13 protein-coding genes are annotated in these 16942 nt (G+C 50.2%); 6 read left to right on the forward strand and 7 right to left on the reverse strand.

Annotated features, from left to right (window positions below; genetic code table 11):
• Positions 1-191 precede the first annotated feature (191 nt).
• The 4 genes from C5O19_RS15920 (at position 192) to C5O19_RS15935 (ending at position 3875) form a co-directional block, all read left to right on the forward strand.
• Positions 192-1241, forward strand: a complete 1050-nt coding sequence (locus C5O19_RS15920; RefSeq protein WP_104714390.1) for a sensor histidine kinase — start codon at positions 192-194, stop codon at positions 1239-1241.
• 13 nt (positions 1242-1254) lie between these two features.
• Positions 1255-2718, forward strand: coding sequence for a TlpA family protein disulfide reductase (locus C5O19_RS15925; protein WP_104714392.1), 1464 nt, complete (start codon positions 1255-1257; stop codon positions 2716-2718).
• Positions 2715-3422 carry a LytR/AlgR family response regulator transcription factor gene (locus C5O19_RS15930; protein ID WP_243406417.1) on the forward strand — a complete coding sequence of 236 codons (708 nt, stop codon included), beginning with the start codon at positions 2715-2717 and terminating at the stop codon, positions 3420-3422. Before C5O19_RS15925 ends, C5O19_RS15930 begins: the two co-directional genes overlap by 4 nt.
• Before the next feature lie 123 nt (positions 3423-3545).
• Positions 3546-3875: a hypothetical protein gene (locus C5O19_RS15935; protein ID WP_104714394.1), complete on the forward strand. Its 330-nt coding sequence runs from the start codon at positions 3546-3548 to the stop codon at positions 3873-3875.
• A 360-nt stretch (positions 3876-4235) separates the two neighbouring features.
• Here the strand turns inward: C5O19_RS15935 and C5O19_RS15940 are convergent, their stop codons facing one another.
• From C5O19_RS15940 to C5O19_RS15950, 3 genes are read right to left on the reverse strand one after another with little or no spacing between them, the layout of a single operon-like run.
• Positions 4236-5144 (reverse strand): helix-turn-helix domain-containing protein, encoded by a 909-nt coding sequence (locus C5O19_RS15940; RefSeq protein ID WP_104714396.1) that lies wholly within the window; start codon positions 5142-5144, stop codon positions 4236-4238.
• Positions 5145-5198: 54 nt separating this feature from the next.
• Positions 5199-5543 (reverse strand): hypothetical protein, encoded by a 345-nt coding sequence (locus tag C5O19_RS15945; protein WP_104714398.1) that lies wholly within the window; start codon positions 5541-5543, stop codon positions 5199-5201.
• Between the two features lie 4 nt (positions 5544-5547).
• A complete protein-coding gene (locus tag C5O19_RS15950) occupies positions 5548-6402 on the reverse strand; it encodes an SDR family oxidoreductase (RefSeq protein WP_104714400.1) in 855 nt (284 codons plus the stop codon).
• Positions 6403-6718: 316 nt separating this feature from the next.
• On the opposite strand from C5O19_RS15950, the gene C5O19_RS15955 reads away from it, so the two are divergent.
• The gene (locus tag C5O19_RS15955; protein ID WP_104714401.1) at positions 6719-8362 is read left to right on the forward strand and encodes a DUF4980 domain-containing protein; all 1644 of its coding nucleotides are present in this window, start codon (positions 6719-6721) and stop codon (positions 8360-8362) included.
• 98 nt (positions 8363-8460) lie between these two features.
• On the opposite strand, the gene C5O19_RS15960 is transcribed toward C5O19_RS15955, so the two are convergent.
• The 4 genes from C5O19_RS15960 to C5O19_RS15975 form a co-directional block, all read right to left on the reverse strand.
• Positions 8461-9786 carry a RagB/SusD family nutrient uptake outer membrane protein gene (locus C5O19_RS15960; protein WP_243406418.1) on the reverse strand — a complete coding sequence of 442 codons (1326 nt, stop codon included), beginning with the start codon at positions 9784-9786 and terminating at the stop codon, positions 8461-8463.
• A gap of 20 nt (positions 9787-9806) precedes the next feature.
• Positions 9807-12851: a SusC/RagA family TonB-linked outer membrane protein gene (locus tag C5O19_RS15965; protein WP_104714402.1), complete on the reverse strand. Its 3045-nt coding sequence runs from the start codon at positions 12849-12851 to the stop codon at positions 9807-9809.
• A gap of 117 nt (positions 12852-12968) precedes the next feature.
• Positions 12969-14174: an anhydro-N-acetylmuramic acid kinase gene (locus tag C5O19_RS15970; RefSeq protein ID WP_104714403.1), complete on the reverse strand. Its 1206-nt coding sequence runs from the start codon at positions 14172-14174 to the stop codon at positions 12969-12971.
• Between the two features lie 17 nt (positions 14175-14191).
• Positions 14192-14953, reverse strand: coding sequence for a DeoR/GlpR family DNA-binding transcription regulator (locus tag C5O19_RS15975; protein WP_104714404.1), 762 nt, complete (start codon positions 14951-14953; stop codon positions 14192-14194).
• Between the two features lie 760 nt (positions 14954-15713).
• Here C5O19_RS15975 and C5O19_RS15980 point away from each other — a divergent pair.
• A complete protein-coding gene (locus C5O19_RS15980; RefSeq protein WP_104714405.1) occupies positions 15714-16922 on the forward strand; it encodes an enolase C-terminal domain-like protein in 1209 nt (402 codons plus the stop codon).
• Positions 16923-16942: the final 20 nt, after the last annotated feature.

Here is a 16942-nt window from a genome sequence, read left to right on the forward strand (position 1 = left end):
AAATCTGTAGGAACGGAGTCTGTTTAAATCAGTAATCAATCAATAAAAGGCTTCCCTTTACCTCATTTGTGGCTGTAGATTTTTACCCTGAATCTTTTCACCCCATAATTTGAAGCTCTTACCCCATTTTTTTGCGATACAGCCGCTTACCTTTTTGCTTTGATGCATTCATCGTCTGCGATTCGGCAATTATGGCTATTACACGTTTACCCATCTGGCAACAATGGCTTATCCATGCCCTGGTCCTCTGGCTAGGAATGGAGCTGAGTGATGCTCTTTCTTATCGCTATCAGGTGTACACGGAGGGGCCCTATCTCATCAATCCCGATGGCTCGCCGGTCACGGTCTGGCAACGTTTTATGAACCACAATTACACGCAGGGCTTGTGGGCAGTGCTGGCCGTAGGAACGTTACTGGTCGAACTTAACTACCACCTGATTTTCAGAAAGAAATCTATCTCCTTTTTTCTGATTAGTACCAGTTTGGGCTCGGTGGGTTTCAGTGTACTACTCACGTATTTCAAACAGTGGAAGTTTGGAGGAATGCCTAACCCGATCGGAGAACCCACTCTGGCCGTGGCAGCTTATAGCATTAGCTATGCGTTGTTGCGGCAGTACATCCAGCAGCGGGTGGATCAGACGCAACAGCAGATTCAGCTCACCCATGCCGAACTGCATGCCCTGAAAGCTCACATCAACCCTCACTTTTTCTTCAATACCCTGAATACCTTGTACGGAACGGCCTTACTCGAACAGGCGGAGCAGACGGCTCAAAGCATTGAACAACTCGCCAGCATTATGCGATATACGGTTGACCGTTCGAGGAACGATCTGGTATCGGTTGCCGAAGAGCTAACGTTTATTAATGATTACGTGCAGCTACAAAAACTACGGCTGCCCGTACGGGAGAATATTCAGATTCAAACCGAGCTTATCTACGACGAAAAGCCCACTCAGATGGCCCCCTTGCTATTGCTCCCTTTGTTGGAAAATGCCTTTAAATACGGTATTCGCATGGATGAGCCCTGCTTTATCACCCTGCAATTGAGCATTCAGCAACAGGAGCTGGAATTGGCCATTGAAAACAGCCTGTTTCCCCGGCGGAACGATCAGCCGAGCTTGGGTACCGGTTTAGCAAACACAAAAAAACGCCTGTCGCTTTTGTATCCGGATAAACATCAACTCAGCATTCAGTCTTTGGCGGATCGGTACTGCGTCCGCCTGCATCTTACTCTTCACTAATCTACTAGTTATTATGCGATTATTTCTTGTTTTTGCACTCCTAGGTGTGCAGTTGAATGCTTATGCCCAGCTGAAACTTTCGGGCAAGCTGAGTCCAACCGTGAAAACGCTCACGTTTTATATACCCTTTGATTGCTGGGTGTACCGGGCCGATTCGCGAAAAGTGAGTCTGGACGCTCAGGGGAACTTTTCCGTTCAGCTACCCGTAACGACACCGCAAATCATTTTCATGGATTATGCCGATCAACGCCTGTACCTCTACGCCGAACCCGGCAAGACCTTAATAATGCGGGCAGATCGCAGTAACATCCGATTCAGCGGAAGTCTGGCTAAAGAAAACCAGTTTCGCCAGCGACTAGGCTTGACGCATAATCGACTGGGGCGAACGACCTATAACGATTCACTGAGTAGCCCGGCTGCGATTCTGACGGATATTCAGCAAAGTCAAACCTGGGCCTTCGCTCAGCTTAAAACCCTTGCTTTCAAGCCGACGTCTGCTTTTTTAGAAATGACAACCGCCGACCTTACCTACTTTGCGGCCAGTAAAGTCTGGGACCTGATTTGGGAAAACGGCGTGTGGACATCCCGCAATAAATCCCAGTACGGTCAGCCGGAGTGGCGGGCTGTTCTCAAAAAAACCTATCAATCCATACATCTGTCCGATGCAACGGCTTTACGCAGTTATCCCTACCAACAGGTGATTGCCTATTACTCCCGCTATCTCCAGCACCAGTGTGCCTCGAAAGAGGACTTTGCGACGCTGGCTGAGGAAATGTTTGAAAAGCCCTTTACAACGGTCAATCAGGAATTGCGTGAAAAGGGCGAGCGTTACTGGGAGTACAAAGCCATCAACTACGGCCTCAGCGGACCGTCGCTGGAACGGGCGATTGCCTCGTTCCTGACCCAGGGAATCAAGCATGGTGAGCTGGGTTACCAACGCGAGGCGTATGAGGACTTCATGCACCGCTTTCCCAAAAGCTCCTACCGACCGTATGTACAACAACTTATGAAACCCTACTGGGATAGTGTGTTACAAACCGAACGGTCATATATACACGTACACCCTGCTTCCATACCTACACTGGATTCGTTGCTGGTAGCTCACCGGGGGAAGGTGGTCTATCTGGATCTGTGGGGAAGCTGGTGCGGTCCCTGTCGGGAGGAATTTACTTTCAATCAGGCTCTGAAAGAACACTTCAAGGGACAAGCCGTCGATTTCTTGTACGTAGCGGTTGAACATACGACGAACCCTGAAAAAGGCTGGCGGGAGATGATTGCATTCTATCAGTTAACGGGTTATCATATCCTGGCGGGGAAAGCACTGGTGGATGATGTACAGCGGCACTATTCGCCGCAGAGTCATCTTCAGTTTCCATCGTATATCTTAGTCGACAAATCGGGTAAAATAGTGACCGTGCACGCAAAACGGCCCTCCGAAAAGGAAGCTCTGTATGAACAAATCCGGCAACTCTTGTGAAAAAAGATTCCGCTCCGCTCCGTTGCTTACTGATTGATGATGAACCCATGGGCCTGCACGTGCTGGAGTCGCACGCCCGACAGGTACCCTATGTACAGGTAGTTGCCAGCTTTGCCAGTGCTACGCAGGCCCTGGCTTTTTTACAGACGGAATCCGTGGATTTGCTATTTCTGGATATTCAGATGCCCGATTTATCCGGACTGGAAATGGCTCAGATCATTGGTTCATCCGTACCAATCATTTTCACGACGGCTTACGCAGAATATGCGGTGAACGGTTTTGAGCTGGAAGCCCTCGATTATTTATTAAAGCCCATCCGTTTGAGCCGTTTCGTCCAAGCCTGCCAGCGGGCCATGGCCAAACGCTCGCAGCAACATTTACCAGAATGGGTAGCCTCTGATTCCCTGTTCGTGAAAACGGGTTACGACTGGGCACGCATCGACCGAGCAACCTTGCTGTACGTGGAGGCGGATGATAATTACCTGACGTTTCACGAACCCAGCCGCCGGACCTTAACCCGCATGAAACTGTCAGAAGCCATGGAGCGATTGCCCGCCGATCAGTTTATACGCATCCATAAGTCGTATATCGTCTCCCTGAGCAAAGTTGAGAAAATCGAACGGCATCAGGTCACCCTGACCACGGGTGCTGTTTTACCCTTGTCCGCTTTGTATCGGGATGAATTGCTGAATCGATTAACCTAACCGCTATTTTTGCAACAAGAAGGGAGTCTACGCGTGCCGCGAAATGTCTATTCACCAAGAGTAGAATTCGCCAAACCAGCCGGTAGCTGGGTCGTGTAACGCCACCCTTAAACGCTTGTTGCCATGCCTAACCTTTCTAAAACGACCCTGCTCGCCCTGTCTCTGGTAATTGCAGGAGGGATACTAATCATTTACTGCGTTAAAACCGCTACCTCCTTCTTTTTACCCTGTTTGGTAGCCATCCTGACGGCTTTTGGGCTGGGTATCCTGGAACCCCAGAAAGGCTGGAAGTTTGCCTTACTCGAAGTTGCCATTCTATGGGTAGGCTACTGGGTTTTTACCAATTTCCCTGAAAACGAGACGCGTCAAAGTGTAGAGTTACTGGCCTTAGGCTTTTCAACGGTCATTGCCTTTGCCTGTTCAGCATTAATAGGGTTTGTTCGTAGGGCGTAAGGTTTAGCTTTTCAGCTGTACGAAAAAAAGGATATCTAATAATAGATCAGTTTTTCGTCCCTTAAATGCGGCTGGTGATTTAGTCCATATACATTCCATGTCGGCACGCCCACCGCTCTTTTCATCCTGCTTCAGGCCACCATGGAATGGAAGGCGGCTTGAGCCCGGCATGCAATGCTGATATGCTACTAGCCAGCCGTGCCAACAGGACCAAACTCGATCTAGGTGAATAACGAAGCTCTAAAAGAACTAAGTTTTCGATGGGAAGGTAGTCTACGAAGGCATGAAGGGCCAGCTAGCCGTCTCTAATGAACGAAACTCAATTTCGTTTAAAGCAACCTAAATTAACAATCAATAACGTTAGTTAAAACATTGCCTAAACTCCAACGGACTCTGCTTCGTCTTGGTTTTGAAGAGTTTGCTGAACGATTGTGAATGCTCGAAGCCTAATTCGTACGCGATTTCACTGACCGACAAATCCGTGGTGGAGAGCATCTCTTTCGCTTTTTCAATGAGCTTGTGGTGAATGTGTTGTTGGGTAGTTTGTCCGGTGTGCTGCTTCAGTAAACTGCTGAGGTATTTGGTGGACATGTGCAGAGTATCGGCGATGTCCTGCACCTTGGGTAAGCCCTTCAACAAGAGATCTTCCTGATTAAAATAATCCGTCAGTACCTGCTCCAGCCGATCCAGTACCTTGCTGTTGGTGATTTTCCGGGTGATGAACTGTCGCTCGTAGAAGCGTTGAGCGTACGTGAAGAGGAGTTCCAGCTGGGCAACAATCACATCCTGGCTAAACTTATCGATCGATGAATGGTACTCTTGCTTGATATGGTCAACGATGCTGTTGATCAGGGTTTCCTCTTTGTCGGAGAGAAACAGGGCTTCATGAGCCGAGTACCCAAAAAACTCGTATTGCCTGATTTTCTTAGCTAGGGGCGTGTTCCATAGAAAGTCGGGATGGATAAATAACATCCAGCCTTCCAGCCGGTGGGCACTGTCACTTGCGTCACCGCGTAAAATCTGTCCCGGAGCCGTGAATCCCATGATTCCCTCGTCGAAATCATACTGTTGCTGTCCGTAGAATAGCGTATCGCAACCTCTTTTCAGGGAAATGGTATAAAAGTCGAATACGACCGCGGTAACGCCTGCGTCTCTCGTCAATTCGGACACATCCACCACGCTAATGAGCGGATGATGCGGTTTGGGAAGTTTCGCGAGCCGATGCCCTTCGGTAATGGACTTAATACGGAGTGGCGTTTTGGTTTCCATGTGGGTAAGTTAGTTATTCTTCCGAAAGGATAGTATCTGGCAGGCAGTATTCACCTACCCTTTGAAGGGATATTTCAACCAAATCAATAATAAGGGCAAGGCAAGAAAAGGAATTTCCATCAAAGCGATGCTACTGTTCCCCGCCCGTAACGACAGGGCCATGATCAGAACAATTGTAACCGCATTCAGCACATTGGCCACGAAAAAGGTCTGCGGGAAAAACAGCAGGACCCCCACGGCGATCGACCATACGCCCATGTAGGGCATAATGGTTTTGGAGAGCCCAAGGGCCGACAACATTTTTGCCTGTTCCGCGTTAGCGGGCTGGAAGGCGTCCCAGCCGTGTTTAATACTCAGAAAGGCCGAGATCAACAGGAGTACGATAGCTACAATTTTCATGGATTTACTGGAAAGATTCGAGGTAATGAATGGTGATTAGACGGTTAGATGCATATGCCAGGGGCCAACATGATTCGACTTTACTTCGTACCATACATCGTAGACGCCCTATTTTACCCGCCTGCGAAAGCATTAACTTAGGAGCCACTCGGCTCATCACCCGCATCAATCCAGCTAGACCGGGGTAAATTTCATCCTTGTCGTTTTTCATGCCCTGGATGGCCGCGTCGACAATTTTTTCGGGAGCCATTAGGGTTTTGGCGTTGAATCCATCTTCCTCAATGAATTTGTCATTCAGGGGCGTCGAACTTCCGGGAGCTACCAGTTCAATGACTTTAATGCTCGTTTTTATGAGCTGTACGCGTAAGGCCTGCGTATACGCCCGCAGTCCGGATTTGCTGGCACTGTAAATGGGGGAGATGGGGAAGGGCATGAACGCGATACCCGAGGTCACATTCAGAATTACTGCCTTAGGTTTTGTTTTCAGATGCGGCAGAAACTGCTGTACCATGCGAATCGGTCCCATCAGGTTGATTTCCACTTCACGGGTAATGTCCGAAAGCTCGTGGGGCTGATTCAGGCTGAGTTTACGCATTTCACCGGCATTATTGATGATCATGTTCAAGGCAGGAAATTGTCGGGTCACCTGATCATACAGGGCTACAATGTCTTCCGCTTTACTTACATCGCTTTGGATGGTATGTACTGCCGGAAGTTGTTGCTGGGTTTCCTGTAGTTTTTGTGTATTTCTTCCCGTAATAATCACGGTATTACCCAGAGCCAGAAGTCGGGAAGCGAATTCAAGTCCAAATCCGCTGGTGCCGCCGGTAATCAGGATGGTGTTGTTATGCAAGTCCATATTCTTTCCGTTTTGTTTCTACAAAGATCAGTCACGATTCCTAAAACACTTGTAGTCGATTGTCGCAAGGATGTAGCCAGAAGGGAAGATTCGACACGAAAGGGGTAGGAGGTTTTGCGTATTCCGCGAGCTTAATACGGTACTTATGGGCTTTTCATGCGTGTAAGAACGAGTGATTGCCTTACTTTAGAGTCGTGTATGGCATGGAAACGAGCAGTACACGGGGACTTCTCAAGTCGATTCTCAGGAAACGAAGAAGTACCCACGCATTCCGCCCTTTCGATTCCGCCACTATTCTACTCTAAAACCTAGTTGAATGACCGCAGCCGTAAAATGGATTACGCTGAGCCTGACGGGCTTAAGCTTGACTCTCCACGCCCAGACTCGCTCGCTGAAAATTACCAAACGCTACCTGAATCTGCCCGTAGCCCAGTCCCAGCACCGGGGAACCATGGCGTTGGTGACGCCACAGCAGACGGAACAGTCCTTTAAAATACGGCTGGCTCCGGGTAAACCCGATTACTGGGTCTTCTATGATGTCTCCGCCTGGCAGGGCAAAACCCTTACCCTTCGTTACGACGGCAGTCCCGAAGGATTAAACCAGATTTACCAGGATGATCGCCTAGCGGGTCAGGATTCCCTGTATCACGAAAAAAACCGGCCGCAATACCACTTTACCAGCCGCCGGGGCTGGATCAACGACCCAAACGGGATGATTTTTTATGAGGGCGAATACCACCTGTTCTACCAGCATAATCCTTTCGAACGCGAATGGGAAAACATGTCCTGGGGTCATGCCGTAAGCAAAGACATGGTTCACTGGGAGGAACTGCCCACGGCCCTGTCACCCGATCGGATGGGAACTATGTTTTCCGGCTCAACGGTGATTGATTACGAAAATACGGCGGGTTTTAACCGGGGGAGTGTACCGGCGATGGTTGCTTTTTTCACGGTGGATAGTCCGGAAAAGCAGGTACAGTGCATGGCTTATAGTCTGGATAAAGGACGTACGTGGACCAAATACGACCAGAACCCGCTGATCGACTCCAAAGCGAAATGGGAGAGTAAGGATACCCGTGACCCTCGGGTGTTCTGGTACCAACCGGGTCGGCACTGGGTGATGGTATTGAATGAGCGGGACGGCCATTCGATTTATACCTCGAAAAACATGAAGCAATGGACGTACGAAAGTCACATTACCGGCTTTTGGGAGTGCCCGGACCTGTTCGAACTTCCCATCGATGGTGATCCAAATAAAACCAAATGGGTAATGTACGGAGCCTCCACCACGTACATGATTGGCGATTTCGACGGGAAAAAATTCACGCCGGAGTCGGGTAAACACTCGTATACGCACGGGACCATCTACGCCGCTCAGACGTTTACGAATATGCCCGAAAAGGACCCTCGCCGGATTCAGATTGGCTGGGGGCGGGTACAGCAGCCGGGGATGCCCTTCAATGGCATGATGCTACTGCCCACTGAGCTACGGCTTCGTACGACCAAAAACGGTCCCCGCCTCTTTAGTCTACCCGTCAAAGAAACGGAACAACTGTTTACACCAGCGGGTCAATGGACCTCACTACGGGTCGAGGAAGCCCGGGAGAAACTCAAATCGGTGGACGTACAGGATGCGTTTCGACTCAAAACTACGCTCAAACTTTCCCACGCGACGGACGCAGGTATTTCGCTTTTTGGTCAGCGAATCCTCAATTATGATTTGAATTTCAATCAGTTGAATGGAGCCTTCTATTCGCCAGAGGATATGACAAGCATGGAAATTACCGCAGATATCTTCGTGGACCGAACCTCAGTAGAGGTGTTTGTGGATGGCGGTCGGTATTCCTTTTCGCTGGAACGGAAACCCGTACCGGGCAATCAGGAAGGGCTCCAGTTCTGGGGCAATCGGATTGAGGTGAAAGACCTTCAGGTATACAAAGTGAAGTCGATTTGGAAGTAAGGTTGGAAGTAAGGGTAGTTGGGTAGATATAAAAACAAAGGTGCAGAAACGAACCACCTCCGTTCATTTCTGCACCCGTTCGAAAATCCAACCAAGTATTAAATCGCCGGTTCCGCCGGTGTATTCGGGTTCGTCAGGCGTTCCTGATCCGGATAGGGATAGAAGTTTCGCGTGCGTTCGGCCGAGAGCGGTATCGGGTTAACATTCACCGCAGGAGCCGTACGGTTGAAACGGCGACTATCTTCCAGCCGTAAACCCTGCATGAAAAGCTCCGTACTGCGTTGTTTATAAATCTCCGTGAGCAGACTGGCCGCATCAGTACCGCCAGCGTAGGCGGGTAAAGCGGCATTTACGCCGAAGGGATCACCCGTCGTTTGCGTACGAACGGCGTTGATCTGAGCTACGGCTTCGGTAATCGAACCATTACTCCGGACCAGTGCTTCGGCTTTGATCAGACGAATCTCATCGGGCAGATATACCGGAATGGGCTTGGTGATTTCATTGAAAAATCCGGCTACTGAACGCAGTACCTCGCCACCCACAGTAACCTCCGGCGTAGCCGTGTAAAAATTAATCCGGGCATCTCCCGTTTCCAGCAGCGACGTCGGTAACCCTAATGTAGCCCGGGGCTGGTAATTTTTACTAACGACAATTTGCTGGTAAATGGGATTGGGCGATTGCGACGAATACACAAACTGCGACCGCGACGTCAGGTTAACCGCATTCGCCGAGGCTAGTGCATCAGCGTAGCGACCCAGCATCATCTGGTAGCGAGCCCGGTACGCGTTCAGGCAATCCCGCAACTGAAAATCCGTACCCAGCACCCGCGTATTGAATTCCGTCGAAGGAGCCGTGGCCGTAATCAGATCAATGCCCTGCGAAAGTAACGTTACGGCTTCGGTCAGGGCTTGTTGGCGGGGTACAAACGGGGCCTGTCCGTTCTTGTTGGTTTGCGTAGGGAACTGCTCAAAACCCGTTGCCAGTCCGCCCAGAGCCATCGCCTTGAACAGATACGCGTGAGCCAGTACACCACTGCGGGTGGCTTCGTCGGTAGCCAGTACGGTGGGGGCATTGGCGATTAATTCGTCAGCCATGCCCATCACCCGGTACATCCGGGCCCAGAGGTTGAGGACGTTGCCGTTGAAAGAAGGCAGAGCCGTACCCCCGGCTTCGAGTTCGAGTACATTGGTAAAGGTAGTAATGCCTTTCAGCTCACGCGTGGTCGTCCCCGGTGTAATGATGAGAGCTTCCAGGGCCGAGGTCGAATAGTATTGTTTCATCCCCAGACTCAGGGTCAGCATCCCTTCCCGACTGGATAGTACCTGTTCGTCGGTAGGAGCATTGGGGTTGGGAATATCCAGTTTACAACCCGTCAGTAAACCAGCAGCCAGAAAAGAGGCCAGAATGTATGTTTTGAATTGCATGATCTTCAGTGGATTAATGCTTAGAAATTGACACTTACGCCGAACAGGAAGCTACGCGGAATCGGTACTTCCACGAAATCGAAACCTCGCACGGCATTATCCTGACCGGCGGCGTTGGTTTCCGGGTCCCAGCCACTGTAGTTATCAATCGAAAGCAGGTTACGGCCAATGAGCGTAAGCCGCAGGTTCTGCATTTTCCAAAGCTTCGGTGTCAGAACATACGACGCGGAAATTTCCCGGAGCTTCACGAAAGAGCCATCTTCAATGTAATTTTCAAAGATCGAGAACAGGGCCGCACTCGTACCCTTGGGCACATCGCCGCGAAGCTCGGGTTCGTATCCTTTCAGAGAAGCATAGAGGTCACGCTCGCCGACCCTACGGGTGAAGTTGAACACCTCAAAGCCCAGCATGCCGTCCCATTGCATCCGAAAATTGAATTTTCCAATCTCAAACTCATTCGTAAAGCCAACAATACCCCAGGGGTTGGGATCGCCGATGACCTTGCTGAGGATCGTTCCGGTGGGTTGACCGTTGGCATCCCGCTGAACGGTATACTGTCCGTTGGCCAGCTGAGTACCCCGTTCCCGTTGCGGATAGCGATTGGGGTTCGTAGCCGTAGGGGCGGTTAGCAGTAAGGAACCGTCCGGATTGCGGGCAAAAAAGGTGCTGTAATACGCTCCAAGCGGGTAGCCATTGACGGCAGCCACCTGACTAAATCCACCCGCGAAAGGTAGTACGCCGTTGCCTTCCACACCATTGACCGTATTCTTGTTGGACGTATAGGTCAGCGTAGTAATCCAGCGGAACCTACTGGTCTGCACGGGTACGGCTTTCACCATGACTTCAAAGCCTTTGTTAGTCATCGAACCCACGTTGATGAGTCGGTTGTTGAAGCCCGTCGTGGGAGCCAGCGTACGGTTCAGAATCAGATCGGCTACGCTCTTGTTGAAGTACGAAAACTCCACACTCACGCGATCGTTCAACAGGCTGAAATCCGCACCAATTTCGGTTTCGGTCTGACGCTCAGGTTTTACCGTAAAGTTTCCGAACTGAGCGGGAGAGGTATAGCCCGTCTGGCCACCGTAAATGACGGGGCTGTAATTGGTAAAGCGGTCGTAGGCTCCAATGGCGGTCAGGTTGCCCGACTGCCCCCAGGCGGCCCGGAGTTTGAATGAATTGACAACGCGGCCCAGGGCTCCTTCACTCCAGAATTTTTCGTTGGAAAGCACGTACGAACCACTCACTTTTGGGAAAAACTGCCAGCGGTTATCGATGCCGTATACCGACGAAGCATCGACTCGGGCCGCTCCCGTAATGAAGTAGCGATCTTTAATGCCAAAACTCTGCTGAGCGAATGCTCCGAGAATGGATCGCTCCGAGCGGAATTCCGTCGCAATAATGGTTCCGTTGTTGATCGTCTCGCCAAACGCTCCCAGTTGCTGGGCCGTAGCTCCGAAGGTTAGCGTACGATCGTATTGGATCGTGCCGCCAATACCCGAAGTCGAGGTCAGCCAGTCGTTCACTTTTGTATTGTAACTGACATTCAGATCGTTGTTGATCTGGAAAACCGTAGCATCAGCCCGGCGGGCGAGTCCCTGATCGTAGGTCGGCGTGGTGTTTTTCGGTGGAATGTAAGCCGTAGCCGACTGCGTGTAGTTGTCGATACCGACGGTATAATCAATGTTCAGACCTTCGATGGGTTTCAGATTGAAATTGAAATCCGAAATGATCCGGCTCGTTCGTTGTCCAAACTTGAAACGGTTGATGGCTTCGAGCGGGTTCGTCCGTCGTACTACGCTGACGGGAGCGGTGGAGGGATAGACACCCGTGACTGGATCGGGTTCCGGATTGACGGAGTTGTTACTGAAAATGAAGCCCGTTAAAGCCCCATACGCCTCGCTAATACCGCCGTTGGGAATCTCCTTACTGGAGCTGTACACGTAGTTGCTACCCGCCGAAATCGTGGCTTTGTTGCCGATTTTCTGCTGAATCCGCAGGCGAATGCCATTACGGTTGAAATCCGTACTTTTAATAATTCCCTGATTATAATAATTAGATCCCGAAACAAAGTATTTGGTATTAGCCGTACCGCCCGAAAGCGACAGGTAATTTTCGGTACCGAAAGCATTCTGGAAGATTTTATCCTGATAATCGTAACGGGTAACCGGAACCTGCGTCTCGTCCGTCGGCGTGGTGTTCGCGAAAGCAAACGGATATTCGTTGTAGGCCATTTTCTTACGAAGCTGACTGACCCGAAACTGCGTAGAGAACGTAATGGATGGTTTGCCTTCTTTCCCTTTTTTGGTGAAAATCTGGACGACCCCGTTGTTGGCCCGCGACCCGTAAATGGCCGCTGCTGCCGCTCCTTTGATGACCTCAATGCGATCAATATCCGCCGGGTTGATATCCACCAGACGATTTTGGGAGTAACCGCCCAGGTCAATCAACTGTCGGGAATCGTTGTTGACAATGACCCCATCCACGATATACAACGGATCCGATGAACCGACAATCGTGCTCGGTCCCCGCATCCGGATGCTGATTCCACCCGCGGGGTTCCCGGAGTTTTGCGTAATCTGAGCACCGGAGAGCTTGCCCTGTAAGGCGGCATCGAGGGAGGGGGCGGCGGAAAATTGAAGATCTTTCGCTCCTACGGTAGCGATGGAGTTGCCCAGCTCGCGTTTGCTGGTGGCACCCATCGTACCCGTCACTACCACTTCATCCAAACCGAGCACGTCTTCCTCAAGCGTAGCATCAAGGGTTACCGCATTCTGACTGGCGTTTACGTCAAAGCTTTTCTGCTGACTTTTGTACCCTACGCCGGAAAAGATCAGCGTATACCGACCCGGCTTCAAGGAAGGCGTAAACTGGTACGTCCCACTGGCGTTAGTCGTGGTTCCTGTACTGGCCGAACTTAATTTCACGGTAATAAACGGAAGGCCGGACCCACTGGCATCGCTGACCTTCCCCTGCAGTTGTACCTGAGCCGAAACGGAACCCGCCAGGGCCGTCCAGGCAAAAAGAAGGTAAAACAGGAGCTTCCCTGGAAGTACTGATTTTCGCATACGGTTAACTAGTTTGGAGTGTGTACTACTAAAAAAGGCAGGTCGTGGGAAAGCTGTAGCAGCCGCCCGCGTCCCACGAAAAACGTATTCAGGAAGTCGATTTAGAGGAGAAAACGATTAATTCGGGAATGAAATCTTACCCATCGATACGCTGGGAACGCCCTGCCGATTGCCAAAGTGGGTCTTGCCACCCACCAGAGCTTCGTTGGCCAGAGTGGCAAATAGTACGGCTTCTTTCGCATCTCCCGAAATACCCAGTTCATCGGTCCGGCAAAGGGTCATTTCGGGCAAAAGCTCCTGGATATACTGCCAGAGTAAGGGGTTATGCATCCCGCCTCCGCTGGCGTACAATACCCAGGGTTGGGTAGTATCCCGGCTTTTCAGCGAACGGTGCACGGCTTCGGCAATGGTTTCCGCCGAAAATCGCGTAAGGGTCGCCAGTACGTCTTCAGGACTGAGGTCGGTACGCTGGATTTGTTGCTGAGCCGCCTCCAGATATGCCAGACTAAAGAGTTCTGGCCCCGTGGTTTTGGGAAAGGGTTTCTCAAAAAACGGGTTCTGCTTCAACGCGGCCAGTAAGGGTTCGTGTATCGTTCCCCGGCGGGCCAAAGCCGCATCTGCGTCGTAGGCTTTATTGAATTTCTGACGCGTATAGGCATCAAGCAGCGTATTGCCAGTGCCGGTATCGGTAGCGAATACTTCATCCGCATTCAGATTGGCCGGAAGGAAGGTAAAGTTGGCAATACCACCCAGATTCAGCAGAATTCGGTTTTCTCCCGCTTCCGAAAAAATCAGATAGTCGCCGTACACGGCCAGCGGAGCCCCTTCACCACCCGCTGCACAATGTTTCTGCCGAAAATCGGACAGGGTAATAATGCCCGTAGTAACTGCCACGTGATCCCCATCGCCAATTTGTAGGGTAGCGTTGGGAAACTGGTCCAGACCGTGCAGAATTCGGGGGGCGTGAAAGACCGTCTGTCCGTGACTGGCAATCACATCCACTTCCGCCGGAGCAATGCCCCAGCTTTCCAGACAGTCGAGCACCAGCCGCCCGTGCAGGTTGCCAATCCAGGGATTCAGTACGCACAGGTGTTGGAAATCAATGGTTCGCTTGGCGAATACGGTTCGAATTTCCGCTTTAATTTCCTCGGTAAAATCTACCGTCCGAAACTCGCGTACGGTAACCTGCGTTTGTCCGCCTTCCCCCCGAAAAGTACAGAGGGCCACGTCCAGTCCATCCATCGAAGTACCCGACATCAAGCCAATGATGGTACGTTCAGGTTTCTGAGCAATCGTATATAGTTTCTGTATATGTGCGTTCATGGTTCGTTTGGGGTGAATTAAAGGGTTTTGACGCCGAGAGCGAGATACGGCTGCAGACTGGGATGGCTGGCGTCAAGTTCGGTAATCAGGTAATCAAGCGTGGTGACGGGGCATACCCGTAGTTTCATTGAGGTATTCAGTTTTTCGGCGATGGCCAGAATAGCAATAGTCTGAGCCGCCTTGAACATCGCCTTTTTGATCTCCACGGTTTCCCATTCCAGATCGGTAATCCCTTCCGTAGGGTCAATGGCATTCGTACCCATAATGCAAAGGTCGGCCCGAATATCGGCAAGCTTCAAAAACGCATCGCCACCTATTACGGTTTGACTATACGTTGATACTTTGCCACCAATCAAAATAGTTTCAAGGTTGGGCTTGTTCAGTAACGCAATGCAGGTATGCGGATTGACCGTTACGAAGGTCGCCCGTAGCTGATCGGGTATGGCTTCGATGAAGGCCTGTACCGTTGTGCCGCCGCCGATGAGTACAATCATGCCGTCCCTCACAAGGGATACTGCTTTTCGGGCGATCCGCTCTTTGCTGGAGGAGGCGTATCGCAATGATTTTTCGCTTTGGGGACTGAAGTGATTGCCCGCCGCCATGGCTCCGCCCTTGATTTTAATGATGAGCCGCTCGTCAGACAGTTCATTTAGGTCACGGCGAATGGTCTCCTCGGATACATGGAGTAGTTGAGACAAGTCACCGAACGTAACCCGGGAGTGGATGTTGACGTGTTTAAGTATAAGTTCTTTTCGCTCTTTTTTGACCAGCGTAATCATAGCTATTGCCCAGTAATCTGTCTCTCTCGCCTAATCATCTTTACAAATATTAAAAATAATTGTCAATGTTTGGCTGGTAATTAAATATTATTTGGAAATAGTGAAAAAAACTAATTAAATGCATTGTGTTTGTTTTAAATTATGATATTTAATTCTAAAATATTTAATAAATTAAAGGTGATATTTATATAAATAGGGTACTTTAATTTAAGTATTTGATTATTAAATTGTATAAAATAAATAAATAATATATATTTTTGAGATAGTGAAAAATTTTGGAGTTGGATAGGGTATGCGTTTCGTTTGTGTAATGGATATACTAGTAAAGTATCGGTTCTTTTTTAGAAGAACAAGACTGTTTCCGGCACGTAAGTACGGCTGATTTTTAGTCCCTATGCATCCCATGCCGGCACGCCCACCGCTCTTTTCATTTTGCTCAGGGCCACCGCATTGCTGAGGGAGCCACCATGGAATGGCAACTGAACGACCTGCGACAGCCGCAACGCGGTAGCCAAAAGCGAGCTGTCGTTAAGCGTGGGGAGGTCCAGCCTGGAAGGCTTACGGGCTAACAGCCGTATTTACAGGACCAAACCCAGTCTAGGTGAATAACGAAACGCTAAATGCAGGATATATCGCATACATCTACGTCTAGCTAGAACCGTAACTGGCCGTAATCCACACAATTGTTATACGTAAGCGACTAATCATTGGCGTTTTCTTAGTTTCTTTACCACCGTTAGAATCCTCTTACGCTAAACCTATGATCAGAAGACAGTTTATTCAACAGGTACTGCAAGGTGCCGCTTCTACGGCTGTGCTCAGTACACCCTGGGTTGCCGCAGCCGCTGACTGGCCTGCTGCCGCCGATCTCCAGAGCCATACCATTGCGGACATCAGCTATACCGAAGTACAACTCAAATGGCCCCGGTTTGTGGGTAAAAATGGTCGGCGGGATAACCACGGTTATGGCCCTAAAGTGGGCGTTTGTACACTAACGACGGATCAGGGAGCGAAAGGCTGGGGGATGCACGGGGGGCGAAATCAGGAGGCTATTGCCTACCTGAAGGGCAAACGGGTTTCGGAGGTGTTTCAACCCGCTGTCGGGGTTACTGACCCTAAAGTTTTGGCTTTCGATGTGCCCCTACACGATCTGGCCGGTGTGATCCTGAATAAGCCGGTTTACGAATTATTGGGACAGAAAAAGCCCATCCTGACCAAGTGTTACAGCGGGATGATTTATTTCGACGAGCTGGAAACGAATGAAGGTCCCGTAAAGACGGCGACCGGGGGACTGGATAAACTGATCGAAAACTGTAGACACGATTATGAACTGGGGTATCGGCAACTCAAGCTTAAAATTGGTCGCGGCAATATGTGGATGCCGAAAGAAGAAGGGCTGAAACGTGATATTGAGGTGACCAAATTGGTGGCCAAAACGTTCCCGGATGTCGAAATTCTGGTGGATGCCAATGACGGCTATACCGCCGATACAGCGATTGCCTACTTGAAAGGCATTGGTGATATTCCCCTTTTCTGGATGGAAGAACCCTTTGCCGAAACGGTTGCCGACTACCAGAAACTGCGGTCCTGGACCAAAGCTAATAAGCCTAAAATGCTGCTGGCCGAGGGCGAAGCCAATCCCAATCAGGAATTATTACGCGAGTTGGGAGAGAAAAAACTGATCGACGTCCACCTGACTGACATCATAGGCTACGGATTTACTCCCTGGCGGAAACTCATGCCCGAACTTAAGAAAATGGGCATTCTAGCCTCACCGCACGCCTTTGGTGAATTACTCAAATCGTACTACTGCACGCATTTGGCGGGTGGACTGGGCAATACAACGACTATTGAAGGCGTACCCGCCACGAGTGAAGACATTGATTTTGGTAAGTATAAAATCGAAAAGGGAAAATTCATTCCTTCTCCGGATCCTGGCTTTGGTATGACTTTGCTTAAAAAGAGCTGAAGGACGGGAGGTTTGAAAGA

This window comes from Siphonobacter curvatus, from assembly GCF_002943425.1.
GTDB lineage: Bacteria > Bacteroidota > Bacteroidia > Cytophagales > Spirosomataceae > Siphonobacter > Siphonobacter curvatus.